The organism is Streptomyces sp. CBMA123 (genome assembly GCF_014596465.1).
GTDB lineage: Bacteria > Actinomycetota > Actinomycetes > Streptomycetales > Streptomycetaceae > Kitasatospora.
Genome location: NZ_MECK01000617.1, coordinates 13,119 through 37,746 on the forward strand (window position 1 = coordinate 13,119; position 24,628 = coordinate 37,746).

27 protein-coding genes and 1 pseudogene are annotated in these 24,628 nt (G+C 72.9%); 18 read left to right on the forward strand and 10 right to left on the reverse strand.

What is annotated here, in order from left to right; genetic code table 11:
- The first annotated feature begins 39 nt into the window (after positions 1 to 39).
- Positions 40 to 834, forward strand: a complete 795-nt coding sequence (locus tag BG452_RS40580; RefSeq protein WP_188309399.1) for a spermidine synthase — start codon at positions 40 to 42, stop codon at positions 832 to 834.
- A 36-nt stretch (positions 835 to 870) separates the two neighbouring features.
- On the opposite strand, the gene BG452_RS40585 is transcribed toward BG452_RS40580, so the two are convergent.
- Positions 871 to 1,188, reverse strand: a complete 318-nt coding sequence (locus BG452_RS40585; RefSeq protein ID WP_188309373.1) for an ArsR/SmtB family transcription factor — start codon at positions 1,186 to 1,188, stop codon at positions 871 to 873.
- Positions 1,189 to 1,324: 136 nt separating this feature from the next.
- Between BG452_RS40585 and BG452_RS40590 the strand changes: the two genes are divergently transcribed.
- Positions 1,325 to 2,533 (forward strand): MFS transporter, encoded by a 1,209-nt coding sequence (locus BG452_RS40590; RefSeq protein ID WP_188309374.1) that lies wholly within the window; start codon positions 1,325 to 1,327, stop codon positions 2,531 to 2,533.
- Between the two features lie 69 nt (positions 2,534 to 2,602).
- Here BG452_RS40590 and fabV read toward each other — a convergent pair whose 3' ends face one another.
- Entirely contained in the window at positions 2,603 to 3,817 is a 1,215-nt protein-coding gene (fabV, locus tag BG452_RS40595; RefSeq protein WP_188309375.1) for an enoyl-[acyl-carrier-protein] reductase FabV, read from the reverse strand.
- A gap of 290 nt (positions 3,818 to 4,107) precedes the next feature.
- Between fabV and BG452_RS40600 the strand changes: the two genes are divergently transcribed.
- The 5 genes from BG452_RS40600 to BG452_RS40620 all read left to right on the forward strand — a co-directional run bounded on the left by BG452_RS40600 (position 4,108) and on the right by BG452_RS40620 (position 8,109).
- Entirely contained in the window at positions 4,108 to 4,926 is an 819-nt protein-coding gene (locus BG452_RS40600) for a class I SAM-dependent methyltransferase (RefSeq protein WP_188309376.1), read from the forward strand.
- 202 nt (positions 4,927 to 5,128) lie between these two features.
- Entirely contained in the window at positions 5,129 to 5,788 is a 660-nt protein-coding gene (locus BG452_RS40605) for a DedA family protein (protein ID WP_188309377.1), read from the forward strand.
- 89 nt (positions 5,789 to 5,877) lie between these two features.
- On the forward strand, positions 5,878 to 6,558 hold the full coding sequence (locus BG452_RS40610) for an O-methyltransferase (protein ID WP_188309378.1): 681 nt from the start codon (positions 5,878 to 5,880) through the stop codon (positions 6,556 to 6,558).
- Positions 6,559 to 6,583: 25 nt separating this feature from the next.
- Positions 6,584 to 7,483 (forward strand): Gfo/Idh/MocA family protein, encoded by a 900-nt coding sequence (locus tag BG452_RS40615; protein ID WP_188309379.1) that lies wholly within the window; start codon positions 6,584 to 6,586, stop codon positions 7,481 to 7,483.
- A complete protein-coding gene (locus BG452_RS40620; protein WP_317621465.1) occupies positions 7,480 to 8,109 on the forward strand; it encodes a DUF402 domain-containing protein in 630 nt (209 codons plus the stop codon). Before BG452_RS40615 ends, BG452_RS40620 begins: the two co-directional genes overlap by 4 nt.
- 24 nt (positions 8,110 to 8,133) lie before the next feature.
- On the opposite strand, the gene BG452_RS40625 is transcribed toward BG452_RS40620, so the two are convergent.
- The gene (locus tag BG452_RS40625) at positions 8,134 to 9,252 is read right to left on the reverse strand and encodes a hypothetical protein (protein WP_188309380.1); all 1,119 of its coding nucleotides are present in this window, start codon (positions 9,250 to 9,252) and stop codon (positions 8,134 to 8,136) included.
- A gap of 176 nt (positions 9,253 to 9,428) precedes the next feature.
- Here BG452_RS40625 and BG452_RS40630 point away from each other — a divergent pair, with 176 nt between their 5' ends.
- Positions 9,429 to 11,558: a transglycosylase domain-containing protein gene (locus BG452_RS40630; protein WP_188309381.1), complete on the forward strand. Its 2,130-nt coding sequence runs from the start codon at positions 9,429 to 9,431 to the stop codon at positions 11,556 to 11,558.
- A gap of 7 nt (positions 11,559 to 11,565) precedes the next feature.
- Here BG452_RS40630 and BG452_RS40635 read toward each other — a convergent pair.
- From BG452_RS40635 to BG452_RS40655, 5 genes and pseudogenes are all read right to left on the reverse strand, one after another.
- A pseudogene (locus tag BG452_RS40635) lies at positions 11,566 to 11,712 on the reverse strand (RNA polymerase subunit sigma-24); the annotation flags it as partial.
- A 30-nt stretch (positions 11,713 to 11,742) separates the two neighbouring features.
- Complete coding sequence (locus BG452_RS40640; RefSeq protein ID WP_188309382.1) at positions 11,743 to 12,957, reverse strand: hypothetical protein; 1,215 nt, start codon at positions 12,955 to 12,957, stop codon at positions 11,743 to 11,745.
- A gap of 178 nt (positions 12,958 to 13,135) precedes the next feature.
- Complete coding sequence (locus BG452_RS40645) at positions 13,136 to 14,131, reverse strand: trypsin-like serine peptidase (RefSeq protein ID WP_188309383.1); 996 nt, start codon at positions 14,129 to 14,131, stop codon at positions 13,136 to 13,138.
- 99 nt (positions 14,132 to 14,230) lie between these two features.
- Complete coding sequence (locus BG452_RS40650; protein ID WP_188309384.1) at positions 14,231 to 14,596, reverse strand: hypothetical protein; 366 nt, start codon at positions 14,594 to 14,596, stop codon at positions 14,231 to 14,233.
- Positions 14,593 to 14,940 carry a hypothetical protein gene (locus BG452_RS40655; protein WP_188309385.1) on the reverse strand — a complete coding sequence of 116 codons (348 nt, stop codon included), beginning with the start codon at positions 14,938 to 14,940 and terminating at the stop codon, positions 14,593 to 14,595. Before BG452_RS40655 ends, BG452_RS40650 begins: the two co-directional genes overlap by 4 nt.
- A 106-nt stretch (positions 14,941 to 15,046) precedes the next feature.
- On the opposite strand from BG452_RS40655, the gene BG452_RS40660 reads away from it, so the two are divergent.
- From BG452_RS40660 to BG452_RS40680, 5 genes are all read left to right on the forward strand, one after another.
- Positions 15,047 to 15,871: a Scr1 family TA system antitoxin-like transcriptional regulator gene (locus BG452_RS40660; protein WP_188309386.1), complete on the forward strand. Its 825-nt coding sequence runs from the start codon at positions 15,047 to 15,049 to the stop codon at positions 15,869 to 15,871.
- A 3-nt stretch (positions 15,872 to 15,874) separates the two neighbouring features.
- Positions 15,875 to 16,084, forward strand: a complete 210-nt coding sequence (locus BG452_RS40665; protein WP_188309387.1) for a DUF397 domain-containing protein — start codon at positions 15,875 to 15,877, stop codon at positions 16,082 to 16,084.
- Positions 16,085 to 16,210: 126 nt separating this feature from the next.
- Positions 16,211 to 17,182, forward strand: a complete 972-nt coding sequence (locus tag BG452_RS40670) for a zinc-binding dehydrogenase (RefSeq protein WP_188309388.1) — start codon at positions 16,211 to 16,213, stop codon at positions 17,180 to 17,182.
- A 170-nt stretch (positions 17,183 to 17,352) separates the two neighbouring features.
- Positions 17,353 to 18,381, forward strand: coding sequence for a phosphotransferase family protein (locus BG452_RS40675; RefSeq protein WP_188309389.1), 1,029 nt, complete (start codon positions 17,353 to 17,355; stop codon positions 18,379 to 18,381).
- A gap of 2 nt (positions 18,382 to 18,383) precedes the next feature.
- Positions 18,384 to 19,613, forward strand: a complete 1,230-nt coding sequence (locus BG452_RS40680) for an acyl-CoA dehydrogenase family protein (protein WP_188309390.1) — start codon at positions 18,384 to 18,386, stop codon at positions 19,611 to 19,613.
- On the opposite strand, the gene BG452_RS40685 is transcribed toward BG452_RS40680, so the two are convergent.
- Complete coding sequence (locus BG452_RS40685; RefSeq protein ID WP_188309391.1) at positions 19,614 to 20,222, reverse strand: hypothetical protein; 609 nt, start codon at positions 20,220 to 20,222, stop codon at positions 19,614 to 19,616.
- Positions 20,223 to 20,302: 80 nt separating this feature from the next.
- Between BG452_RS40685 and BG452_RS40690 the strand changes: the two genes are divergently transcribed.
- From BG452_RS40690 to BG452_RS40705, 4 genes are all read left to right on the forward strand, one after another.
- Positions 20,303 to 20,764: a hypothetical protein gene (locus BG452_RS40690; RefSeq protein WP_188309392.1), complete on the forward strand. Its 462-nt coding sequence runs from the start codon at positions 20,303 to 20,305 to the stop codon at positions 20,762 to 20,764.
- Between the two features lie 114 nt (positions 20,765 to 20,878).
- Positions 20,879 to 22,183, forward strand: coding sequence for an esterase (locus BG452_RS40695; protein WP_317621466.1), 1,305 nt, complete (start codon positions 20,879 to 20,881; stop codon positions 22,181 to 22,183).
- A 131-nt stretch (positions 22,184 to 22,314) separates the two neighbouring features.
- Positions 22,315 to 22,677: a DUF6086 family protein gene (locus BG452_RS40700; protein ID WP_188309393.1), complete on the forward strand. Its 363-nt coding sequence runs from the start codon at positions 22,315 to 22,317 to the stop codon at positions 22,675 to 22,677.
- Positions 22,678 to 22,704: 27 nt separating this feature from the next.
- A complete protein-coding gene (locus BG452_RS40705; protein WP_188309394.1) occupies positions 22,705 to 23,637 on the forward strand; it encodes a threonine/serine dehydratase in 933 nt (310 codons plus the stop codon).
- On the opposite strand, the gene BG452_RS40710 is transcribed toward BG452_RS40705, so the two are convergent.
- Positions 23,634 to 24,047 (reverse strand): winged helix-turn-helix transcriptional regulator, encoded by a 414-nt coding sequence (locus BG452_RS40710; protein WP_188309395.1) that lies wholly within the window; start codon positions 24,045 to 24,047, stop codon positions 23,634 to 23,636. The genes BG452_RS40705 and BG452_RS40710 overlap by 4 nt on opposite strands.
- A gap of 79 nt (positions 24,048 to 24,126) precedes the next feature.
- Between BG452_RS40710 and BG452_RS40715 the strand changes: the two genes are divergently transcribed.
- The coding region (locus BG452_RS40715; protein ID WP_188309396.1) for an NAD(P)H-binding protein at positions 24,127 to 24,628 on the forward strand (502 nt) is incomplete at its 3' end.

Below are 24,628 nucleotides of genomic sequence, written 5' to 3' on the forward strand. Positions count from 1 at the left end.
CCGGTCGGCCGGCCCACCGACCTCGGCTTCGCCAAACTGATGCCGGACCTGGACCGCGACGGCGGCTGGCTGCTCACCCTGGACGGCACTCCGCAGTCGTACGTCGACCTCGCCGACCCCACGCACCTGGAGTTCGAGTACACCCGTCGGCTCGGCCACCTCGCCGACGTCCTCGCCCCGCCCGGCCGTCCGCTGGACGCGCTGCACCTGGGCGGCGGCGCGCTCACCATGCCGCGCTACCTGGCCGCGACCCGGCCCGGTTCGCGGCAGCGGGTGGTGGAGGTGGACGGGCCGCTGCTCGACCTGGTCGCCGAGCGGCTGCCCTGGCGGGGCCCCGGCGCGGACATCACCGCGACGGTGGGCGACGCCCGGGCCGCGCTGGCCGCCACCCCTGCCGACTCCCAGGACCTGGTGATCGCGGACGTCTTCCACGGCTCCCGCACCCCGGCGCACCTCACCTCGGTGGAGTTCCTGCGGCTGGCCGCCGCCGCGCTGCGCCCGGGCGGCTGCTACGCGGCCAATCTGGCGGACGGCCCGCCGCTGGCCTTCGCCCGGGCGCAGGCGGCGACGGTGGCGGCGGTCTTCCCGTACGTCTGCCTGGTGGCGGAGGCCCCGGTGCTGCGCGGGCGCCGGTACGGCAACATCCTGCTGGCCGGGTCGACGGCGCCGCTGCCGGCGGTGGAGCTGAGCCGGCTGCTGGCGGGCGACATCTTCCCGGCCCGGCTCACCGACGGCGAGGAACTGGCCGCCCTGGTCGGCCGGGCGGCCCCGGTCACCGACGCGGACGCCACCGACTCCCCGCCGCCGCCGGACGGCGCCTTCAGCATCGGCTGAGGCGGCGGCGCGGCGCAGCGCGGCCTCGTTCCCCCGTCAGGCCGCGCTGTCGACGTTGGCCAGGACGGCGCGCAGCAGCCCGGGGAAGCGCTCCTCGAACTCGTCGTCGCGCAGCCGGGCGCTCTGCTGCTGTCCCTGGTGGGTGCGCAGGATCAGGCCGCACTCGCGCAGCACCCGGAAGTGGTGCGAGGCGTTCGACTTGCTGATCCCCAGGGCGTTGTAGATGGCCGAGCACTCGGTCTCGCCCTGGCGGGCCAGCAGGTCGACGATCCGCAGCCGCAGCGGGTCGCTGAGGCCGTGCATGGCCCCGGCCAGGCTGACGTTGGCCAGTTCGGCGTGGAACGCATCTCGCATGGGCCGATTCTACTTTCCGTGGTCACGGACGCTCCGGGCGCATGGTCGGGACGGCTTCGCCGGGCGTGACGTGTCATCATCTCGCCTTCGCGCAGGGATCCTTCTAAAGGTTCAACGAATGTTGTACCGTCAAACCATGAATCCACGGATCCACCTCCTGGCCCTCGGCACCTTCACCGTGGGCACCGAGGGCTACGTGATCGCCGGAGTGCTCCCGAGCGTGGCGCGCGACATGCACACCTCGGTCTCCCTGTGCGGTCAGATGGTCACGGTGTTCGCGCTGGTCTACGCCCTGGCCGGGCCGCCCCTGATCGGCCTGTTCCACCAGACCCCGCCCAAGCGGTTACTGATCGGCGCCGCCCTGTTCTTCGCCGCCGCGAACGCGATCGCCGCCGTCGCCCCCGACTTCGCGGTGCTCACCGTCGCCCGGGTGCTCGCCGCCCTGGGCGCCTCGCTCTTCGCGGCCCCCGCCGCCGCGACCGCGGCCGCGCTCTGCGCCCCCGAGGAACTGCCCAAGGCCATCTCGGTGACCGCCGGCGGCAACGCCGTCGCCCTCACCCTGGGCGCCCCGATCGGGACGGTCATCGGCTCGGCCATGGGCTGGCGCGCGTCCTTCTGGTTCGTGACGCTGCTCGCCGTGATCACCGCCGTCGCGGTCTGGACCGGCCTGCCCGAGGTCCCCTCCGGCGGCAACTCCGCCGCCGGGCGACTCGACCTGCTGCGCCGCACCCCGATCCGCTGGGGCCTGGTGACCACCTTCGGGCTCTTCCTGGCCGCCTACTGCGTCTACACCTACCTCGACGCGGTGGAGGAGCGGGCGGCCGGGCTGGGCGGCAACGGCGTGGCGGCGCTGATGATCGTGTTCGGCGCCGGCGGCCTGCTCGCCGGACGGACCGTCAGCAGGCTCATCACCAGGCGCGGCGTCACCCCCGTCCTGCGCGGGGCGCTCACCCTGATCACCGGGCTGCTCGCGGTGCTGACCGCCCTCACTGTCACCGACGCCCCGCTGGTGGCCACGGTGATCTCGTTCCCGCTGATGTTCGCCTTCGGCGCGGCCTGGTGGTCCGGCGGCATCGGCCAGCAGACCCGACTGGCCGGCCTGGCCGCCGCGCAGCGGGCCCAGGCGCTCGGGCTGCACTTCTCGGCGCAGTTCCTCGGGGTGGCGGTCGGCGGCGCGCTCGGCGGCCTCGCGCTGTCGGGCGTCGGGCCCGCCGCCGTGCCGGTGGTCGGCGGGGCCGTCGCCCTCGCCACCCTCCTGAGCGTCCGCCAGGTCACCCCCGAGGCGGAGGCCACCGAGGCCGCCCCGACGGCCCCGGTGCCGGCCGGCAGTCCGGCGGCCCGGTGAGCCGCCCGCCGTGAGGAGACCTGAACCCTCGAACTCCCGGACGGGAGAAGAGGGTTCAGCGGCGACCGGTCAGGCGGTCGGGACCGGCCAGGGCACCTCGGTGGCCACCGGGGCGGTGTAGTCCACGCCCGGCACGGCGAACCCGTACAGCCGCTGGACCTCGGCGTGGAACCAGCCGAGGTCGGCGAGGCCGGCGATGGTGCCCGTGGTGGCGGCCGCCCAGCGTTCGGCGACGGCCGCCTGGACGGACTCGGTCAGCTCCCAGCCGTCCAGCCGGATCCGGCCCTCGTCGTCCAGGACCAGCGGGGCGGCACCGGTGAGCTGGTCCCACAGGGCGGCGAGCTGGTGCACCGGCGGGACCATCGCCGCCCCGAGCACGCCGCGCAGCAGACCGGTGTACAGGGCGATGCCCGGGATGGCCGTGGAGGACTGGGTGACGGCGGCGCCGTTGACGGAGGTGACGGCCCGCCCGCCCAGCTCCCTGCCCAGCCGCTCGTCCAGGGTGCGGGCGGTCGCCTCCAGGTGGGCCTTGGCCGCGCCGATGGTGCCCTGCCGGTAGATCGCCGCCGTCATCGGCGATCCGATGTACGACAGCGCGGCGGTGGCGAAGCCGTCGGCGAGCAGCCCCCGGCCGGCCAGGTGGTCGATCCAGCGCTCCCAGTCCGCACCGCCCATCACGGCCACGGTCTGCTCGACGTCGTCGCCCTCGGCCGGACCGGTCTCGACCTCGCGCACCTCGGGGACGCCCTGCTCGTCGAAGACCAGGGTCTTGGTGCGGTTCGCCGCGCCGATCGGCTTGAGGACGGAGGCGTAGCCGGCGCCGGTGTCCGGGTCGGTGCGCCGGGGCGCGGCCACCGAGTAGACGAGGTAGTCCAGCCGGCCGCCGAACCGCTCCTGGAGGAGGTCGGCGACCTGCTCCTTCATCGCGTCGGAGAAGGCGTCGCCGTTGAGGAAGACCACGTCCCGCCCGGCGGCCCGGGCGAGTTCGGCGGTGGCGGCGGTGCGGTACCAGCCGGCCGTAGCGGTGCGGCGCTCGGTGGGGGCCTTCTCGAAGGAGACCAGGACGCCGCGGATGCCGGCCCGCTTGAGCCCGGCGACGGTGGCCGCCAGGCCGTACCCGGCCGAGGAGCCGATGATAAGGGCCACCGGCCCGGCACCCTCCGGGGCGTCGGCAGGCTCCGGGCAGTCCCGCCACAGGTCGGTCACCAGCCGCTCGCAGCCCGCCGGGTGGGAGTCGAGGAAGAGGAAGCCCCGGTTGCGGGGGACGATGACGCGCTCGCTCACGATGGCAAGTCCTTGGGTCGGTTGGAGGGGTCGGCCGGAGTCCGGCCGCGGCGACCGGCCGGGCCGCCGCGTGCAGCCAGTCTGGGGCAGCGCCGGGCGCGGCAGCGGCCCCCACCAGGCACAACGATCACGAGTGGATCTTGGAGTGTTCCACCACTGACGCCCGGGCCCCGTCCGGCCCGGCACGGCCCGCAGCCCGGGCGGCGCGTCGGCGGAAGGGTGGGCACGGGGCGGGTGTCAGAATCGGCGGGTTCATGCCGGAGCACGGTGCACGTCCGAAGGAGTGAGCGATGGGCGGCGGGGAACGGCCGGAGTTGGAGCAGGTGCCGGAGACGGCGCTGTGGACGTTGTGGCACCGGGCACTGGAGGCCCGGCGGCCGGACACGGTGCTGCACGATCCGGTCGCGGTCGAGCTGGTGGAGCGGATCGACTTCCCGTTCGCCGAGCGGTTCGGGCGGACGCCGCTGGTGAGCCAGCTGCAGGCGCTGCGGGCGGCCTGCTTCGACCGCGAGGCGGCGGACTTCCTGGACCGGCACCCGCGCGCCACGGTGGTCGGGCTCGGCGACGGACTGGAGACCCAGGCCTGGCGGGTGGACAACGGGCGGGCCGACTGGCTGTCGGTCGACCTGCCCGAGACGGCCCGGCTGCGCGAACGGCTGCTGCCCCCGGACGACCGGCGCCGGATCCTCGCCTGCTCCGCCACCGACCTGCGCTGGGCGGACGAAGTCGACCCGGACCCGGACCGCGGGGTGCTGATCACCACCGAGGGCCTGCTGATGTACCTGCGGCCGACCGAGGTCCGGGAGCTGATCGCCGCCTGCGCCGAACGCTTCCCCGGCGGCGCGATGGTGCTCGACGCGGTGCCGCGCTGGGCCAGCCGCCTGGCCGTCCGGGGCAAGCTGCGGGACCGCCACTACCAGGCGCCGCCGATGCCCTTCGGCATGGACGCGGACGAGCTCGGCAAGCTGGCGCAGGCACACCCGGCGGTCACCGACGTGCGGGAGGTCTACCCGGAGGGCGGGCGCGGCCTGCTGCGGGCCCTGCTGCCGGCGGCACGACGGATCAAGCAGCGGCCTTCCGTCGTCGCCCTGCGTTTTACCCAATCTTGAAGAAAGGCCGGTCGGCCTGGAACTATTGGCGCGGGGGCGTACGTCGTAACGACGGGTGATCGGCCAGGGGGACAGGCCGCCCGGCACGTTAGGCTGCGCCCAGGGGAAGCGGCCCGGGTGCCGCCATCGGACAACCGTCGGGACGGGCGTGCGGCTCCACGGGGAGCCGGCCCCGCCCCGACCTGCCACGGAGGTACTGGCCTTGCACATCGACGCCTGGATCGAGAGCGTCCCCCCGACCGCGGTGTACGCCCTGATCGGCCTGATCATCGGGATCGAATCCCTGGGCATCCCGCTGCCCGGTGAGATCGCCCTGGTCACGGCGTCCCTGATGGCGGTCAAGGGCGTGGTGAGCCCGTGGGGGATCGCGGCCTGTGCGATCGCGGGCGCGATCATCGGCGACTCGATCGGGTACTCGATCGGCCGCAAGGGCGGCAAGCCGCTCTTCGAGAAGCTGGGGCGGAAGTTCCCCAAGCACTTCGGACCCGCGCACCTGGCGACCGCCGAGCGCTCGTTCCAGAAGTGGGGCATGTGGGCGGTCTTCTTCGGCCGCTTCATCGCCCTGCTGCGCATCTTCGCGGGCCCGCTGGCGGGCGCCCTGAAGATGCCGTACTGGAAGTTCCTGATCGCCAACGTGCTGGGCGGCGTGATCTGGGCCGGCGGTACGACCCTGCTGGTCTTCAAGGTGGGCAAGGCCATCGAGCCGTGGCTGTCCCGGTTCTCCTGGGCGGGCCTGGCCGCGGCCGTGGTGATCGGGGCGCTCTCGGCCTGGGTGATGAAGCGCCGGGCCGCCAGGACCCACGCGAAGATCGAGGCGGAGGAGGCGGCCAAGGCCGCCGCCGGTGCCCCCGTCGCGGAGTGACGGAGCGTAGCCGGTAGTCGCCCTGGCGTCGTCGGGCCCCGGAGTAGCATCGGCCGGAAGCTGCCGATCTTGCATCACTGGAGGGCCCGATGACCCAGCCGACCCAGCAGGCGACCTGGAACGCGGTGGACGCCTACTTCTCCGACCAGCTGGTCGGCCCTGACCCGGTGCTGGAGGCCGCCACGGCCGACGCCGACGCCGCCGGGCTGCCGAAGATCGCGGTGGCCCCCAACCAGGGCAAGCTGCTGCACCTGCTGGCGCTGACCCAGGGGGCGCGCCGGATCCTGGAGGTCGGCACCCTCGGCGGCTACAGCGCGATCTGGCTGGCCCGGGCGCTGCCCGCGGACGGCACCCTGATCTCCCTGGAGATCGATCCCGCGCGTGCCGACGTGGCGCGCGGCAACCTGGCGCGCGCCGGGCTGGGCGCGGTCGCCGAGGTGCGGACCGGCCGGGCCGCCGACGCGCTGGCGGCGCTGGTCGAGCAGGGCGAGGCCCCCTTCGACCTGGTGTTCATCGACGCCGACAAGCCGAACAACCCCGAGTACTTCCGGCGGGCGCTGCAACTGACCCGGCCGGGCTCGCTGATCATCGTCGACAACGTGGTGCGCGGCGGAGCGATCGCCGACGCGGCCAGCACCGACCCGGCGGTCGTCGCCACCCGCGCCCTGCACGAGCTGATCGCCGCCGAGCCGAGGGTCACCGCGACGTCCGTCCAGACCGTCGGCAGCAAGGGCTACGACGGCTTCACCCTGGCCCGCGTCCAGGGCTGACCCCCCAGAGGAACGGAGAGACGACGTGCGGATCGGACTGCTGGGCACCGGCACCTGGGCGGAGCGGGTGCACGCACCCGTCCTGGCCGAGCACCCCGGGCTGGAGTTCACCGGTGTCTGGGGCCGCCGGCCGGAGGCGGCCGAGGCGCTCGGCGCGGCACACGGCGTGCCCGGGTACGGCGACCTCGACCGGCTGCTGGCCGAGGTCGACGCCGTCTCCATCGCGCTGCCGCCGGCCGTCCAGGCCGGGCTGGCCGTGCGGGCCGCCGAGGCCGGCCGCCACCTGCTGCTGGACAAGCCGGTCGCGTTCACCGTGCCGGACGCCCGTGCGGTGGCCGGCGCCGTCCGCGCGCACGGCGTCGCCTCGGTGGTGTTCTTCACCGTCCGCTTCGGCGGCGAGCAGATCCCGTGGATCGAGCGGCAGGCGGAGCTCGGCGGCTGGTTCACCGGCCGCTCGGACTGGCTCGGCTCGGTGTTCGCCCCGGACAGCACCAGCCCGTACGCGGCCTCGCCGTGGCGCAAGGACAAGGGCGCGCTGTGGGACGTCGGCCCGCACGCGCTGTCCGTGCTGCTGCCGGTGCTGGGCGACGCGACGCAGGTCACCGCGGTGGCCGGGCCGCAGGACACCGTCCACCTGGTGCTGCGGCACGCCGGCGGCGCGTCCAGCACGCTCGCGCTCAGCCTGACCGCCCCGCGCGCGGGCGGCGGCGTCGCGATGGAGCTGCGCGGCGAGCACGGGGTGGCGCAGCTTCCCGAGCGCGGCGAGGGCCCCACCGCGGCCCTGCACCGGGCGGTGGACGCCCTGCTGGCCTCGGCCGACTCGGGCGAGGCGCACCCCTGCGGGGCGGACTTCGGCCTGCGGGTGGTGGAGATCCTGGCGGGCGCCGAGCGCTCGCTGACGAGCGGCGCAACGGTGGAGGTGTGAGGCCGGCGGACCACGTCCCGGGGCGGGTGCTGCGCTGGCGGTTCCACTTCGGCGGGCAGCTGACCAGCTGCCTGCCGATGCGGGTGGTGGAGAGCGGCCCGGACGGGCTGCTGCTCTGGCTGGCGGCCGGCTCGCCGCTGTGGAAGGCCGAACTCCCGGGCGGGCGGCACATCCGGGACATTCCGCCGGAGAGCCACCCCGCCGGGGGCTACCCGCTGGTGCCCGGCGAGTGGGACGCGGTCAGCGCGCTGATCCACCAGCCGGCCGGGCGGCCGTACGCGGTCTGGTGGATCTTCGAGCCGGGCACCGGCTTCTCCCACTGGTACGTGAACCTGGAGCACCGGGAGTACCGCGGCGAGGAGGTCGACGTCCACGACCTGGAACTGGACCTGGAGGTGGACGCCGAGCGCCGGTGGCGCTGGAAGGACGAGGAGTCCTTCGCCGCCAAGACCGGGCACCCGGCCTACTGGAGCGCCGCCGAGGCGCGGGCGATCCGGGCGGGCGGCGAGGCGGTGGCGCGGCTGGTCGAGGCGGGGGCGTTCCCCTTCGACGGGACCCACCGGGACTTCGCCCCGCCCGCCGACTGGCCGCTCCCGGAGCGCCCGGCCAGGCCCGTCCGGCCGTAGCGGGCGGGACGTCGGTCAGGCCGGTCAGGAGGGCCCGCTCGGCGGCAGGCCCGGGCGGGAGGCCTCCGGGCGGCGGTCGGTGGGGCGGGCCGGGGGGATGGGCGGGGCGTGGAAGTCGCGCGGGCCGGTCCACAGGGCCGGGACGGAGTCACTGCGGCGGGCGAGTTCGTACGCCAGGGCCTCGTAGTTGACCCGCCAGCCGCGGAAGTGCCGCCAGGCGTCCTCGACCGGGCGCTCGCGCGGGAAGCCGGCCGCGGTGACCATCGCGACGGCGCCCAGGTACTCGGCGTAGCTGAGCCGGATCGGGGTGTCCGGGTCCGGGTCGGCGTCGAAGTCGATGCGCAGCGCCCGGCCGATGTCGCGCATCGCGGTGAAGCCGGCCCGGACCACCAGCCGGGCCTCGGGCGGGGCCGAGCGCGGGCACAGGGCAAGGTGGAGGGCGGCGGCGTCCATCACCGCGATCAGGCCGACCACCCAGCTGCGGTTGGGCTGCGGGGAGCGGAAGGACAGCAGCACCGGGTAGTTGGAGTGGCTCTCGCCGATGTCGGCGGCGAGCCGCTCCCAGTCGCGGTAGAGCTGGGGGAGCGCGGTCTCGGTGTCCACCAGGGACTGCCGGGCGAGGAGTTCCGGCCCCCAGGCGGGCTCGCCGGCCCGGGACTGCAGCAGCGTCACCTCGGTCTCGCGCCGCTGGTAGGCGGCGTACAGGGTGGGCAGGTAGGCGATCTGCAGGGCGATCACCAGGGGGCCGCTGGCGGCGGCCAGGAAGTCGATCGCGGACAGCTGCAGCCGTTCGCCGCTCGCGTACCCGAGGGTGAACAGGCTGGACCCGGCCTCCCGGATGGACACCGACCAGCTGATCCCCGAGGTGCCGTGCAGCAGCAGGGTGTAGGCGAGCAGCATCCCGCTGAGCCAGACCCCGAGCATGCCGAGCAGCACCAGCGGCGCCAGCCAGGTCTGCGCGCGGTCCTGCGCCCGGTAGGTGCCGAACGGCGCGGCCCCCAGCCGCAGCATGGTGCGCAGCCCCGCCCACAGCCGGAACACCAGGGCCGAGTAGAGCCCGCGCGGGACGACCAGGGTGCGCAGGATGCTGCCCACGACGAGCAGGAGCAGCAGCACGCCGAGCAGGGTGTGGATCAACCTCATGGCGCCATTGTGGCGGTCGCGGGGGGTGGTCGTGGTGCGGAGGGGGCGTCCTGGCCGGTGCGGCGGGCGGTTGCGGTACGCGGTATGACCATGATCACACCGATGGGGAGCCGCCCTGGGGCGGTCCGAAAGGCGTCTATCTGAGTAGGGGGTCGTCCCAGGAGATCGGAGACCGGATGCGTGCACAGCAGGGCGGGGAAGCCGAGCACGGCGGGGAAGCCGGGCAGGGCACCGAAGCCGAGCAGGGCACCGAAGCCGAGCAGGGTGGGAAAGCCGAGCAGGGTGGGAAAACCGAGCAGCGCGCGGCAGCGGAGCAGAGCGGGGAAGCCGCAGAGGAGCGGCCCGGCCGTCGGCGGTGGCGGTTGCTGCGGCGGATCGACTATCCGCGCGGCGGGCGGCGCGGGGTCCGGCGCTGGCTGCCCTCCTGGCGGCAGCTGCTGCTGACGGGCGGGACCGTGACGGTGGCGGTGAGCGGGCTGGCGGCCTGGTTCTTCGTCACCACCAAGGTCCCGGAGGACCTCAACGCCTTCGCCACCCAGCAGAACAACGTCTACTTCTGGGCGGACGGCACCGAGATGGCCCGGATCGGCGAGACCAACCGGCAGGAGGTGCCGCTGGACCAGGTGCCGGAGCCGGTGCGGTGGGCGGTGCTGTCGGCCGAGAACGAGACCTTCTACTCGGACCCGGGGATCTCCGTCAGCGGCATCGGCCGCGCGGTCTACGCGATGGCCACCGGCGGCGACACCCAGGGCGGCTCGACCATCACCCAGCAGTACGTCAAGAACATCTACCTGAACCAGCGCCAGGACGTCTCCCGCAAACTCAGCGAGATGGTCATCGCGCTCAAGCTGGACCAGCGGATGAGCAAGCAGGACATCCTGGCCGGCTACCTGAACACCAGCTGGTTCGGGCGCGGCAGTTACGGCATCGAACGCGCCGCGGCGGCGTACTACGGCAAGGACGTCTCGGAACTGAACCCGAGTGAAGGGGCCTTCCTGGCCGCCCTGCTGAAGGGCGCCGGGCAGTACGACCCGGCACTGAGCGCCGCCAACCACCAGCGGGCCGAGGAGCGGTGGTCCTGGATCCTGGACCGGATGGTCGACACCGGCAAGCTCTCCGCCGCCGAGCGCGCCAGGTACACCGTGTTCCCGGAGCCGAGGACGCCTCCCAAGGCGGCCGGGCTGAGCGGCCAGACCGGGTACCTGGTGGACCTCGCCCGGAGCTTCGTGGAGAGCCACAGCGACCTCTCCCCGGCCCAGTTGGACCTCGGCGGCTACCAGATCCGCACCACCTTCGAGAAACCGAAGGTCAACGCCTTGGCCGCGGCGGTGCAGGAGGCCGGCAAGGGGCTCGACCCCGACGGCCGCGAGGCCGACAAGCTGCTCAAGGTCGGCGCCGCCTCCGTCGCCTTCGACGGCCGGATCGTCGCCCTCTACGGCGGCCCCGACTACCGGAAACAGGGCTTCGACAACGCCAACACCTCGACGGTGCCGATGGGTTCGGCCTTCACCCCGCTGGTGTACGCCGCCGGACTCAGCCAGGGCGTGCAACACCAGCGCGGCGGCCCCCGGACCCCGGTGACCCCCGGCACCAGCTACGACGGCGACAACGGGGTCACCATCATGACCCCGGAGGGCCCGTACTGGGGGCGGGACGGGAAGGTCGTGAAGACCGCCAACGACGGCAAGCGCAACTGGGGCCCGCTGAGCCTGCGCAGCGCGGTGGAACAGTCCGTCAACGGCCCGATGATGCAACTCGGCATGGACGTCGGCCTGGACAAGGTGCAGCAGACCGCGGCCGCCCTGGGCCTGCTCCCGGACAGCATGGGCGAACTGGTGCCCGCCTTCGGGACGGGCAACTCCACGCCCAGCGCCATCCGCGCCGCCGACGCCTACGCCGCCTTCGCGGCGGGCGGCAGCCACACCGAGCCGTACTCGGTGCTGGGTGTCACCCGCAACGGCGCGCCGGTCGACCTCCGGCTGCCCACCGCCGTCCAGGCCCTGCCCGCGGCCGTGGCGGCGGACGTGGACACGGCGCTCAAGGGCGCGGTCCGCGGCGGCAGCGCCCAGGCGCTGGCGGCGGCCGGCCCCGGCCTGGCCGCCAAGCCCGGCACCACCCCGGACCGTACGGCCGGATGGACCGTCGGCTACAACGGGCAGCTGTCGACGGCGGTCACCGTGTTCCGGGCCGACCTCAAGGACATGAAGCTGCTCCCGCTGGAGGGTGTGGGCGGGGCCGCCCCGGACACCCCGGACTCCGAGCTGCCCGGCCGGATCTGGGCCGCGTACATGAAGGCGGCCGGGTAGCGACGGGTCACCGGGACCACGGGCGGAGCTTCTCCGGTTTGCGGACCGCCCGGATCCTGGTCACCCGGCCGTCCGCGACGTCGAGCGGGGCCACCGTCAGGACGACTCCGGCGCGCCGGGCCACCCGGCCCGGCGCGCCGTTCACCGAGCGCTCCGGGACGCGCCCGCGGCCGCCCGGTGGCGGTCACTTGGGCAGGCGGGACCAGTCGCCCGGCTGGCCCGGGTCGAGTTGGCGCAGGCTGTTGAGGACCTTCGGGTCCTGGGCGTCCAGCCAGTCGGCGACCTGGCGGAACGAGACGCAGCGGACGCCGTCCTGGTGGCAGACGTTCTTCACCACGTCCGCGATGGCGTCCATGTAGATGCCGCCGTTCCAGTCCTCGAAGTGGTTCCCGATGAACAGCGGGGCGCGGCTGCCGTTGTAGACCCGGTTGAAGCCGGCGAGGTAGCTGTCCCGGGTCTCCTTCTCCCACTCGTCGTACTTCTTCGGGTCGCCCTTGGTGGAGTTGCCGGACTGGCCGGCGAGGAAGTTGAAGTCCATCGACAGGCCCTGGGTGGACTTGGCCGGGAAGGGCAGCATCTGGAGAGGGAAGTTCCAGATGCCGTCCTTCTTCGTCGGCCAGACCTGGAACTCGCCCGGGGAACTCGCGTCGTAGCGGAACCCCGCCGCCTTCTCCGCCGGGAGGAGGTTCTTCTGCCCCTCCAGACAGGGGGCCCGCCCGCCGACCAGCTCCTTGGTGTAGTCGAAGGGGAGCGGCGGGAGGTCCTTGGCACCGGTGTTGGTCTTCCAGTTGGTGACGAAGGAGACGGACTGGTCGAGCTCGCTCTTCCACTCCTCGGTGCTCCAGTCGCCGCCGCCCTTCTTGCCGCAGAAGTGGCCGTTGAAGTGGGTGCCGATCTCGTTGCCGTCCAGCCAGGCCAGGCGCACCTGCTCCAGGGTGTCCTTGATGTGGGCGTCGGTGGCGTAGTCGATGGACGCGGCGCCCGGATCGTGCTGGGGCGGGTGGTAGAGGGTGCGCTTGGACTTGGGCAGGGTGTACAGGCCGGTCAGGAAGTACGTCATCTGGGCGTTGTTCTCCGCACCCAGCGTGCGGAACCGGGAGAACAGGTGGTCGTCACCCTCCAGCGCCCCGTCCCAGGAGAACACCACGAACTGCGGCGGCTTCTCACCCGGTTTCAGCTTCTCCGGCTTGGGCTGCTTGGGCTGCGGGCCGGTGTAGGAGGTCGAACCGTCACCGATCACCTTGACCTGGCCGTCCCAGGTCGGCGTCGCGCTCGGCTCGGGGGCGGGGGCCTCGGCGGGGGCGTCGGAGGCACCGCCCGGATCCGGGGCGGCTGCGTTCGGTCTGCCCTGTGAGAACGAGTCCCCCATGGTCAGCGTGAGGGACGCGATGACCCCCATGGCCAACAGGACGGCTGCGCCACGAGCAGTCCGCACGTAATCCCCTTCGCTCGGCCAACAGTTCGATCAAACGCATTCCCTTGATCGATGACTTGAAGGGCCGGAAAGGTTGCGCGGTTCGCCGAAAAGGTTTGCGAGGGTGGCGGTCGGCCGGGGGCACCGGTGGGGGTTCGTCGGGTCAGGGGGCCGGGGCGGCGGGTGGGGCGCCGGTGGTGGCGGCCTCGTAGAGGGCGCGGATGGCGGAGGTGAAGGGGGCGCTGTAGGAGACCTGGGGGGTGTTGCCGCCGGTGTGGTAGCCGCCGACGAGGCCGATCACGGCCCAGCCGCCGAACCACGGGATGAGCATGGGGCCGCCGGAGGTGCCGCCGGTGAAGCCGTCGCAGACGATGCGTTCGAAGGTGCCCGGGTCGGCGGGGTCGTCGCCGGCCCAGCGGGTGGTCCAGCTGAGGCACTCCAGGGGTTTCTGGGCGCCGCCCGGGTAGCCGATCATCCGTACCGGGGCGTGGACGTAGCCGGTGTCGGTGAGGAGCCGGACGGCGCCGGTCGCGTCTTCGAGCGGCCGGCCGTCCTGGTTGGGCTCGGTCACGGCGAAGCCGAAGTCGTAGGCAGCGCCCGCGTGTTCGCCCCGGTCGTAGTACTCCTGGGCGAGGTAGATGCCGTCGGCCTTGACCGGGAAGACGCCGAACGGCTTGAGGCCGTCGTGGTACTGCGGGACGAAGCCCAGGTTCCGCCGGGGGGAGGGGCCGGCGTACCCCTTGAGGCAGTGCCCGGCGCTCAGCACCAGGTCGTGGTCGGGGCTGTGGACGACGGAGGCGCTGCAGGTACGGCCGGTGCCGTTGACGTCGGTCCAGAAGAACGCGCCGGCCTGGGGGATGCCGTCGAAGCTCCTGCTCGGGGGGATGAACTCGCCGGGGCGGGGGCCGTCGGCCGTGGGTGGGGCGGTGAGTGCGGGGGATGTGGTGTCGGCCGGTAGCGCGGCGGCCATTCGGGCGGGGGTCCAGTAGGCGCCGAGCTGCGCGGCGGTGGTCGGTGCGGCGGTGGTCGGTGCGGCGGTGGTCGGTGTGGTGGTGGCAGAGGCGGCGGTGGCGGAGGCGGCCGGGGTGAGCCCGGCCGTGGACAGGAGGGCGGCCGCGATGACTGCGGCGTGCCGGGTGAACCTGCTGCTGGACGACATCGGTGGTCCTTCCTGGGTGGGTGAGACGGTCGTCGACGTGGGCCCCCGCACAGTGTGGGGTGCCCACGATCGAGGCCGGCTCACCCTGGCCGGGCCCAGTCAGACGGTGGGGTGGCTGATGCTGCGTCGGAAGGCTTCGGCGTCCGTGCGGCTGTAGAAGCGCCTGATCCGGGAGGAGGAGCCGGGGGCGCGGAGGTACTCGTGGCGTTCGGGGTTCCAGAGGCCCCAGGAGTCGAGCTGGACGAAGTGCGGGCTGCCGGAGTCGATCAGACGGACCTCGAACGGGGCCGGGGTGTTGGTGCGGACCCAGGCCTGGGCCCGGACGTACGAGTAGAAGCGGAGCGGTTCGTCGGCCGGGGGGAGGGCCCTGACCAACTGGTCGGTGGCGCGGTCACGGACGACCCAGGCCTGGTAGTAGGTGCCGCGCGGGGCGTCGGCGGGGACGATGGCGTAGCGGTCGTTCATCGGCGGGTCGCCACCTGGATGAAGCCGGAGGCCTTCTCGACCCGCTCGGCGAACTCGTTGAACTCGCCTTCGATGGGGGAGATGGTCGCCTTCGTGGGGACCAGGATCGCACCGGCCTGGCGGTCGAGGATCTGGCGCAGGGCGGCCTGGAGCATGGGGCGGTGCTCCGGCCCCCGGACGTCGACCTCGTCGTCCACGACGATGAGGGAGATGTCCCAGTCGAAGGCGAGGGCGTAGGCCTCGCACAGGCTCAACTCGCGCTCGGGGAAGGCAGAGTTGGTCTTGCCCAGGTAGATGACCACCTGAAGGCGGCGCAAGGTCTGGGGAGCGGTGGGGCGGCTCAACGTTCGTTCCTCTCTGTAGTGCTACGACTACCAAGTGTGCCCACTGTCCGCTACGCTTGGGAATCGTTCAACTTGTCTGCGTCGCAAGTGGAATCGGACGTGAGCCGTGAACCGCAAGGAACTTGATCCGACGGCATCCCCGCGCGACTCCTTCGGCGCGCTGCTCCGCAGTTCGCGCGAGGCGCGGGGCTGGACCCAGCAGGAGCTGGCCGTGGCCATGGGGTACTCGGACAGCTATATCTCTGCCGTGGAAACAGGTCGCAAATCCACCAGCCGAGACTTCGTCAGAGCGGCCGACAAGGCGCTCGGGACGGGTCAGACCCTTGAGCTGGTCTGGGTCGGGATGCGCAAGAAGGGGTTCCTGGAGGGCTTCCCAGAGCATGCTGCGCAGGAGGCTCGCGCCTCGGGGATCAGGATCTTCGACCCGAACCTCATCCCGGGGCTGTTCCAGACCAAGGCCTACGCCGCCGCGCGGGAGATGGCGGCAGTGCAGCGAGGAAGTAGCACACAGGATCAGGCCGACGAGCGAGTGCGGTTTCTCGTTGCGCGGCAGCGGCTCTTCAAGCGTGCCGAACCGCCTGTCATTCACGCGGTGATAGACGAGAGCGGGATTCGCCGGCCGATTGGCGGCGCTGCGACCATGCGCGCGCAGCTAGACCACCTCGCGGAGGTGGCCTCCAATCCGAACGTGATCCTCCAGGTTGCCCCGTTCGGCCTGGCGGAGCACTCCCCGTTCCGCGCCGTCGTCACCTTGCTGACGTTCGCCGATCGCTCTGTGGTCGGCTACACGGAGTCTGCAGAACAAGGCTTTGTCGTAAGGGAGGACAGGACTGTCAGGGCGTGGGAAAAGGCCTACGATCGGTTGCGGGTGGAAGCGCTGAACAGTGGTGCGACCCTTGACCTGATTCGCCGGGCTCGAAAGGAACTTTGACTCATGGCCAGCCCTGATCTGTCCAGTGCTTCCTGGTTCAAGTCGTCGTACTCCGACAACGGCGGGACCTGCGTGGAGGTGTCGCCCGACTTCCCCGGCGTCGTACCCGTCCGTGACTCGAAGGACCTGCAGGGGCCTGCCCTCGTCTTCCCGATCGACGCGTGGCGCTCCTTCGTCGCCGCGACCGCCTCCGGCGAGTTCGGCGACGTCTGACGGGGCGGTACGTGACCTGTTGTCCGTTTCAGTCGCCCCCTACTCCCGTCCTTGACCTCAAGTTCGGTTGAGGTTGAAGAATCCGTGGTGTCGAAGTCGTTGTCACCTGGACAGGGGAGTGTCAGCATGCGGACGGTGCGAGCGGTGCGTTTCGGGGGCCCGGAGGTTCTGGTTCCGGGCGAGGGGCCGGAGCCGGTTGCCGGACCGGGGCAGGTGATGGTCGAGGTGTCCGTTGTGGGCATCACGTTCGTCGAGACGCAGATTCGCCGTGGCGTCGACCCGTGGCACGCCAAGCCCGACCTGCCGTACGTGCCGGGCGGCATGGTGGCCGGCCGGGTGAGCGCGGTCGGGGAAGGGGCGGATCCGAGCTGGATCGGCCAGCTCGTTCTGGCTGACGCCGGGGCGACGGGTGCCTTCGCCGAGCGGGTGGCGGCCGGTGTGGAGAGCCTGATCCCGGTACCCGAAGGGCTGGGCTTGCGCGATGCCGCCGCACTGCACACGGACGGCAGCACCGCGACGGGCCTGGTTGAGGGGGCTCGGATCGTTTCCGGGGAGTGGGTGCTGGTCGAGGCGGCTGCCGGCGGTGTCGGCAGCCTGCTGGTCCAGTTGGCACGGGCAGCCGGGGCCAAGGTCATCGGGCTTGCCCGCGGGGCGCGGAAGCTCGACCTGATCCGTGGCCTGGGGGCCGAGGCCGCGGTCGACTACTCCGCACCGGACTGGACCGAGCAGGTCCTCCGGGCGACCGGCGGCGCGGGGGTCGACGTCGTGTTCGACGGTGTGGGCGGGGAGATCGGCCGGGCCGCGTTCGAGGTGACGGCCCGCCATGGCCGGTTCTCCGTGCACGGCGCCTCCAGTGGTCAGCTGACGGTGATCGAGCCCGGGGAAGCGCAGCGGCGCGGAGTCGAGGTGATCGGCATCGAGCAGCTGTACGGGTTCCGGCCGCGGATGCACCAGTGGGCCGAACAGGTGATGGCGGAGGCGGTCGCGGGCCGAGTGCGGCCGGTCATCGGACAGACCTTCCCGCTGGAGCACGCCGCGGACGCGCACGCCGCGATCGAAGGCCGAAGCGCCCTGGGCAAGACCCTGCTCCTGATCTGACCACCCCCGTGGCGGGCGCGAGCGTGATCACCCACGCTGACCTCTTCCTCCCCTTCCGCGAGCCCCCGGACCGCCCGGTGCGGGGGCTCGCGGCATTGACAGGGGCCCTCCTTCGGTTGAATGCTAAGCAAGCGCTTAGTCAATGATCCGCTTTCCCGAGGAGCCGCTCGATGGCCGAGACCCCCGCTGACCCGCCCGGGCTGGATCTGACCCGTCTCCGCTCCCACCTGGACGCGGAGCTGCCCGGCCTGATCCAGGGACCCTTGCGGGCCGACCTGATCGAAGGGGGCCGCTCCAACCTCACGTACGTCCTCACGGACGGTGTCGGCCGCTGGGTACTGCGACGGCCTCCGCTCGGACACGTGCTGGCCACCGCGCACGACATGGGGCGCGAGTACCGGGTGATGTCGGCCCTGCGGGACACCGACGTCCCCGTCCCGGACATGCTGCTGATCGACCACGGCACCGATGTCCTCGGGGCGCCCTGGTACCTCATGGAGTACGTCGGCGGCGTCGCCCACCGTGACCGCCAGCTGCTGGAAGCCCTCGGGGCGGGGCGGGTCGAGACGCTCGGCCGTCGGCTGGTCGAGACCCTCGCCGCGCTGCACCGGGTGGATCCCGCCGCCGTCGGCCTCGCCGACTTCGGCCGCCCCGACGGCTACCTGGAGCGCCAGCTGCGCCGCTGGTCCACTCAGCTGGAGAAGTCCCGCAGCCGCGACCTCCCCGATCTCGACCGGCTGCACGCCCTGCTCGCCGAGCGCCTCCCGGTCTCGCCCGCCCCCGCGCTCGTGCACGGCGACTACCGCCTCGACAACGTCCTGGTCGACGACGCCGACGCCATCACCGCCGTCCTCGACTGGGAGATGTCCACTCTCGGTGACCCGCTCACCGACATCGGCCTCCTGGTGATGTACACCGAACTCGCGGGCGTCGGCGGCGGCATCATCCCCGACGCCATGACCGCCCCCGGCTTCCCGAAGGCCGACGAGATCGTCTCGTCCTACGCCGAGCTGACCGGCCGCCAGGCCGCCGACCTGGACTGGTACGTGGCCTTCGCCTCGTTCAAGCTGGCCGCCGTCGCCGAGGGCATCCACTTCCGCTTCCAGCAGGGCCGCACCCTCGGCGCCGGTTTCGAGCGCGCCGGCGAGATGGCCCCGATCCTCGCCCGGCACGGCCTGAGCACCCTCAAGGAGCACTGAGCATGGACTTCGCCTACGACGCCCGGACCGAGGAACTCCGCGAGCAGCTGCTCGCCTTCATGGCCGAGCACGTCTACCCCGCCGAACCCGTTCTCGCGCAGCACCTCACCGACCCGGCGCGCCGGCCGTGGAGCATCCCGCCGGTCGTCGCCGAGCTCCAGGCCGAGGCCCGGAAGCAGGGCCTGTGGAATCTGTTCTTCGTGGACAAGCACAGCACTCCCGGGGACCACGGCGCCGGCCTCACCAACCTCCAGTACGCCCCGCTCGCCGAGATCACCGGCCGCAGCATCCAGTTGGCCCCGCCCGCGCTGAACTGCGCGGCGCCCGACACCGGCAACATGGAGCTGCTCGCCCAGTTCGGCAGCGCCGAGCAGAAGGAGCGCTGGCTGCGGCCCCTGCTGGACGCCGAGATCCGCTCCGCGTTCGCGATGACCGAGCCCGAGGTGGCCTCCTCGGACGCCACCAACATCGCCACCCGGATCGAGCGGGACGGCGACGAGTACCTGGTCAACGGCCGCAAGTGGTACATCACCGGGGCGATGAACCCGGACTGCAAGCTGTTCATCGTGATGGGCAAGACCGACCCGGACGCCGCCCCGCACCGCCAGCAGAGCATGGTGATCGTGCCGCGCGACACCCCGGGTGTCACCGTCAGGCGCGGCATGACGGTCTTCGGCTACGACGACGCCGACCACGGCGGCCACGCCGAGGTGCTGTTCGAGGACGTCCGCGTCCCCGTCGAGAACCTGATCGGCGAGGAGGGCGGCGGCTTCGCGATCGCCCAGGCCCGGCTGGGGCCCGGCCGGATCCACCACTGCATGCGGGCCATCGGTATCGCCGAGCGGGCACTCGAGCTGATGTGCCGCCGGGCGAGCGAGCGGGTGGCCTTCGGCCGTCCGCTGGCCGAGCAGGGCGTGGTGCAGGACTGGATCGCCGAATCGCGGGTCCGCATCGAGCAGTTGAGGCTGCTCGTGCTCAAGACGGCCTGGCTGATGGACACCGTCGGCAACCGGGGTGCGCACACCGAGATCCAGGCCATCAAGATCGCCACCCCGCGCACGGTCGAGTGGATCCTCGACAAGGCCGTCCAGGCGCACGGCGCGGCCGGGGTCAGCCAGGACACCCCGCTCGCCCAACTGTGGGCCGGCAACCGCACCCTGCGCCTGGCCGACGGGCCGGACGAGGTGCATAAGCGCTCGCTGGCCCGGCGGGAGCTCAAGCAGTACCGCTGATCACGGCCGGAGGGCCGCCAGGCCTGGGTAGACGTCCTGCCAGCGGTAGCGCGGGCAGTGCAGGTGCCAGTACGCGAAGCCCGTCATGTACCGCTCCGGGTGAGGGCGTTGCTCGGTGTCGGCGAGGCCCAGGATCCTCCGGTAGGCGGTTAGTCCGCTCTCAACGCTGCGTCGGTAGGCGGTGAGGTAGGGGATGCCCTCGCTCACCGCCTGCCGGTACGGTCGGCTGGCCAGGAAGTCCGCGCCGTGCACCGCCTCCTTGTAGCAGGACAGCACGTCGTTGACGTCGTTGAGGAACGCGACGCAGGAGCTGAGCGCCGCCGCCCAGAAGGCCCGGTTGCGGTCGGCGTGCAGGCACGGGTCGGTGAACTGCACTATGGCGAAGCAGAACTGGGAGAACCCGTTGAAGACCCGGACGAAGTCGCTGTCCTGCCCGTCGGATGCGTCCGGGGTGAACTCGGCCTCCATCAGCAGGCCGGTGATCGCGTTGTGGAAGAAGGCCTTGAGGACGGCGAGGACGGAGCCGGGGGCTCCTCGGGCAGTAGAGGGAGTCGTGTGGTCGACCCCGGTGGGTCGCCCCGTGACTACCCCCGTATCGTGCTCGAACAAACCGCCCCGGCCACCGGATTCGAGCCGATGACGACGGCCGCGTTCGGCACCCGCCACGGGGGAGGGTCTACCCTGCCGGCATGACTGAGGCACTGATGAACCGCTACCGCCAGGCCGTGGAGCCGCTGTTGGAACCCGGTGAGCGGCTGGTGGACGTCGCGAAGGTGATCCCGGTGGCCGGCGCCGAGGGGATCGGGGACGGCGCGGGGGCGGCGATCGGCAACGCACTGGGGCGGATCGGCGCCGTGTCGGGGGAGGCGGGCAGCATCGCGCGCGGCTTCCCACGTGTGGAGGGTGTGATGACCAAGCTGCTGGTGGTCTCCGACCGCCGGGCCGCGTTCGTCACCTCCGGGCCGGACGTGCGCAAGGTGGGGCAACTGCGGTGGCACGTACCGCGCGGCGCCGTCCTGCGGGTGGAGCGGCGCCCGAGGCTGCAGGCGATGGCGAGGTTCCGGCTGCACTTCGCGGACGGCTCGGCGGTGTCGATGTACACCATGCGGCGCGGCACCATCGAGGCCCTGGCCGACCACCTCGGACGGTAGCCCGGAACGGCGGAAGGCTGGTGAGGCCCGTAAGGGTGTCATACCTGGGTACTCAGGGGGACTTGGCTCCGGGGTGTGACGGCCCCGGCCCGCCCCGCCCGTAGCGTCTTCCTCGTGACCGATCCGGACGTGGAGGCAGCAATGGGCAGGCGGGGACGGGCCGTGGCGGCGGTACTGCTGGCGACGTCGGCAGCGCTCGGGGTGGCGGGCGCGCCCGGGGCGGTGGCCGCGCCGGCCGACGGTGGCGGGCAGCGGCAGGCCACCGCGTGGCTGCCGCAGCCGACCGGGCCGTACCCGATCGGGACGACCTCGCTGCACCTGACCGACGCCGGACGGGAGGACCCCTGGCAGCCCGGGCGCAAGCGCGAGCTGATGATCAGCTTCTGGTACCCGACGGCCCGCCCGGCCGCCGGGGAGGACCGGGCCCGCTACATGCGGCCCGACGCCGGGGAGCACTTCGGCGGCGACACCGGCGTCGGCAAGGTCAACTACGGTGTCCGGCCCGGCAGTACGGACTGGTCGGGCATCCTCACCCACGCCCGGCGGGACGCCCCGGCCCGGCCCGGCGGCCCGCGCCCGGTGGTGCTGTACTCGCCCGGCCTCGGCGACCCGCGCAGCTGGGGGACGGCCCTGGTCGAGGACCTCGCCTCGCGCGGCTATGTCGTCGTCACCGTCGACCACACCTACGAAGCCTCCGAAGTCGCCTTCCCCGACGGGAAGCTGGCCACCTCGGTGTTCCCCGCCATGCTGGGGCAGCCCGGCCTGGACATCGGCGCGGTGCTGCGCACGTCCCTGGACACCAGGGTGGCCGACACCCGTTTCGTGCTGGACGAACTCACCGGGCTGCGCCGCGTCCAGAGCCTGCCGCCCGGCCTCGCCGGCGCGCTGGACCTCGACCGGATCGGCATGGTCGGCCACTCCGCGGGCGGCTTCACCGCCCTGCAGACCATGCACGACGACCCGCGGATCGCGGCCGGCGTCAACCTGGACGGCCAACTGCACTTCCCCGGTCCGGACGGCCGGACCGGCGTCCACCTGCCCAGCGTCGCCCAGGACGGCCTGGACCGCCCCTTCCTGCTGATGGGCACCGATGACGGCGACTCCGGCAGCTACCACCGGCAGCCCGGCTGGGACGCCCTGTGGCAGCACAGCACCGGCTGGCACGCCGACCTCACCCTGGAGGGCTCCCGGCACGGCTCCTACACCGACGCGGAGTCCCTGCTGCCCCAGCTCGCCCGGCAGGGCGCCGTCAGCCCCGGGACGCTGGCCGACGACATCGGCGACATCCGCCCCGACCGGGCCGAACTCGCCACCCGCAGCTACGTGGCCTCCTTCTTCGACCGCTGGCTGCGCGGCCACGACGACCACCTGCTGGACGGGCCCTCGGCGCGCTTCCCGGAGATGACGTACGAGCGGTAGGCAAACCGGGCGACGGCCCGGCCGTGCCCGGTTAGGCTGGCCGTTCCGGTCGGTCGGTGCGGGCCGGCGGGAACGACCAGCGGGAACGACCGGCCCGGACGACCAGCGGGACGAGCAGAGGGGGCCGCCAGGTGAGCCAGTACTACGCGATGGGCGGCGTCACGCTCTGGAACCCGTCCAACGGCGCCTCCCGGCTGTTCCTGCGCCAGCTCGCGGTCTTCGAGGAGGAGCTCGGGCTGTCCGCCGGCATCGGGCCCATGGAGTCGGACGAGTGCCGGGTCCACCCGGTCGCGCTCGGGGTCTTCGCCAACGCGCTGCTGGCGCACCAGCTGCAGAGCCGGCACGCCGTGATCCGGGCGCTCGGCGAGGGGTTCACCATGACGGTGCTCGCGCTCGCCGGGCGGGCCGGCGCCGTGATCGACTGGGGGCCCGGGCCGGAGGCGGCCGGGCTGCGGGCGAAGGTGCGTGAGCTCGACCGGTGCATGACCGGGTGACCATCCCCAGATCCAGGAGTTGACCCAGTGCCACAGCTTTCCTACGGCGACATCAAGGCCGCCGCCGACCGGATCGCCGGACGCGTCCGACCCGTGGCGCTGGCCCAGGCCGACGCCGGGCTCTGGCTGGCCCTGGAGCAGTTGCAGCACACCGGGAGTTTCAAGGCCCGTGGTGCGCAGAACTTCATCCGGGCACACCGCGAGGCCGGCACGCTCCCGGACGCGGGCGTGACCATCGCCTCCGGCGGCAACGCGGGCCTGGCCTGCGCCTGGGCCGCGCAGCAGCAGGGTGTGCGGGCCACCGTGTTCGTGCCCACCACCGCGCCCGCCGTCAAGGTGGCCAAGCTGCGCGGCTACGGCGCCGACGTGCGGCCGGTCGGCTCGGATTACGCCGAAGCGCTGGCCGCCTGCGAGGAGTTCGCCGCCGGCAGCGGCGCGCTGGCCGCGCACGCCTACGACCACCCGTTGATCGCCGCCGGGGCCGGCACCCTGCTGGACGAGATCCACCGGCAACTCCCGGCCCTGGACACCGTGGTGGTCGCCGTCGGCGGCGGCGGGCTGTTCGCCGGGGTGGCCACCGCCGCCCGGCAGCACGGCATCCGCACCGTCGCCGTGGAGCCCGAGCAGTGCCGGGCGCTGAACGCCGCCGTCGAGGCGAGCCACCCGGTCGACGTGCCGGTCGACTCGGTCGCCGCCGACTCCCTGGGCGCGCGGCGCGCCTCCGCCATGGCCCTCGACGTGGCGCGGCAGGGCGACGTCCGCTCCGTCCTGGTGCCGGACGAGGCGATCCTCCGGGCCCGCCGGGCGCTCTGGGACGACCACCGGCTGGCCGTCGAGCACGCGGCCGCCACCGCCCTGGCGGCGCTCCCGGTCTACCGGCCCGCGCCCGGCGAGCGGGTCTGCGTGGTGCTCTGCGGCGCCAACACCGACCCGACGGACCTGGTGGCGCCGGGCCGCTAGCGGATCTCCGAGCCCGGGTTGGCCTCGTCCCACTGCCGCCGGGAGTCGACGATCGCGTCGTGGTGGGAGTAGGACCAGTCGACCATCGCCCGCACCAGGTGGGTCAGGCTGTGCCCGAGCGGCGTCAGCTCGTACTCGACCTGGGGCGGGACGGTCGGGTGGACGGTCCGCGACACCAGCCCGTCGCGCTCCAGCCGGCGCACCGTCAGGGTCAGCATCCGCTGCGAGATGCCCGGCAGGGCCCGCTGCAGCTCGCGGAACCGCCGTACGCCCTGGGCGAGTTCGACCACGGCCAGCACCGACCACCGGTCGCCGAGACGGTTCAGCAGGTCGCGGATCCCGCAGTCCACGCCGTCCTCGCACCAGACGACCGGGCGGTGGGTGGTTACCGTGGTGTGCCCTACGGACATGAAAGTGCCTCCTTACGCCGGACGGCCAGGTTACCGAGGATGGTCAGGTCTTCAGCGGCCAGTCATCAGGAGGAGAACCATGCTGCTCGTCACCGGTGTCAACGGAGGTCTGGGCGGTCTCGTGCTGGAGCGCCTGCGCGGTCGCGCGGGCGTCGTCGCCGGGTCGCGGACCCCAGGAACGGTACCGGAGGACACCCCGGCCCGGCTGGTCGACTTCGACCGGCCGGAGACCCTGGCCGAGGCCTTCAAGGACGTCCGGACCCTGCTGCTGATCTCGGCGGGTGCGGCCGAGGACGACGTGGTGATCGCCCGGCACGGTGCGGCGATCGAGGCGGCCGAGACGGCGGGCGTCGAGCACGTCGTCTACACCAGCCTCTCCGGCGACGGCGACCACCTGCCCTACGCCCTCGCCCACCGCTGGACCGAGCGGCGGCTGCGCGAGTCCGGCGCGCTGCGCTGGACGGTGCTGCGCAACGGCCTCTACGCGGAGCTGCTGGCTGCGATCGCCGCGCCCGGCCCGGCCGGGGTGATCACCGCGCCGCTGGGCGCGGGCCGGCTGGCGGCGGTGGCGCGGGCGGACC

What these genes read in the sequence shown, in the direction of transcription:
- BG452_RS40580 (WP_188309399.1), top strand. Translation starts at nt 40, where the DNA reads ATGCCGGACCTGGACCGCGACGGCGGCTGGCTGCTCACCCTGGACGGC.
- BG452_RS40585 (WP_188309373.1), bottom strand. Translation starts at nt 1,188, where the DNA reads ATGCGAGATGCGTTCCACGCCGAACTGGCCAACGTCAGCCTGGCCGGG.
- BG452_RS40590 (WP_188309374.1), top strand. Translation starts at nt 1,325, where the DNA reads ATGAATCCACGGATCCACCTCCTGGCCCTCGGCACCTTCACCGTGGGC.
- BG452_RS40600 (WP_188309376.1), top strand. Translation starts at nt 4,108, where the DNA reads ATGGGCGGCGGGGAACGGCCGGAGTTGGAGCAGGTGCCGGAGACGGCG.
- BG452_RS40610 (WP_188309378.1), top strand. Translation starts at nt 5,878, where the DNA reads ATGACCCAGCCGACCCAGCAGGCGACCTGGAACGCGGTGGACGCCTAC.
- BG452_RS40625 (WP_188309380.1), bottom strand. Translation starts at nt 9,252, where the DNA reads ATGAGGTTGATCCACACCCTGCTCGGCGTGCTGCTGCTCCTGCTCGTC.
- BG452_RS40630 (WP_188309381.1), top strand. Translation starts at nt 9,429, where the DNA reads ATGCGTGCACAGCAGGGCGGGGAAGCCGAGCACGGCGGGGAAGCCGGG.
- BG452_RS40640 (WP_188309382.1), bottom strand. Translation starts at nt 12,957, where the DNA reads ATGGGGGTCATCGCGTCCCTCACGCTGACCATGGGGGACTCGTTCTCA.
- BG452_RS40645 (WP_188309383.1), bottom strand. Translation starts at nt 14,131, where the DNA reads ATGTCGTCCAGCAGCAGGTTCACCCGGCACGCCGCAGTCATCGCGGCC.
- BG452_RS40650 (WP_188309384.1), bottom strand. Translation starts at nt 14,596, where the DNA reads ATGAACGACCGCTACGCCATCGTCCCCGCCGACGCCCCGCGCGGCACC.
- BG452_RS40665 (WP_188309387.1), top strand. Translation starts at nt 15,875, where the DNA reads ATGGCCAGCCCTGATCTGTCCAGTGCTTCCTGGTTCAAGTCGTCGTAC.
- BG452_RS40670 (WP_188309388.1), top strand. Translation starts at nt 16,211, where the DNA reads ATGCGGACGGTGCGAGCGGTGCGTTTCGGGGGCCCGGAGGTTCTGGTT.
- BG452_RS40675 (WP_188309389.1), top strand. Translation starts at nt 17,353, where the DNA reads ATGGCCGAGACCCCCGCTGACCCGCCCGGGCTGGATCTGACCCGTCTC.
- BG452_RS40680 (WP_188309390.1), top strand. Translation starts at nt 18,384, where the DNA reads ATGGACTTCGCCTACGACGCCCGGACCGAGGAACTCCGCGAGCAGCTG.
- BG452_RS40690 (WP_188309392.1), top strand. Translation starts at nt 20,303, where the DNA reads ATGACTGAGGCACTGATGAACCGCTACCGCCAGGCCGTGGAGCCGCTG.
- BG452_RS40710 (WP_188309395.1), bottom strand. Translation starts at nt 24,047, where the DNA reads ATGTCCGTAGGGCACACCACGGTAACCACCCACCGCCCGGTCGTCTGG.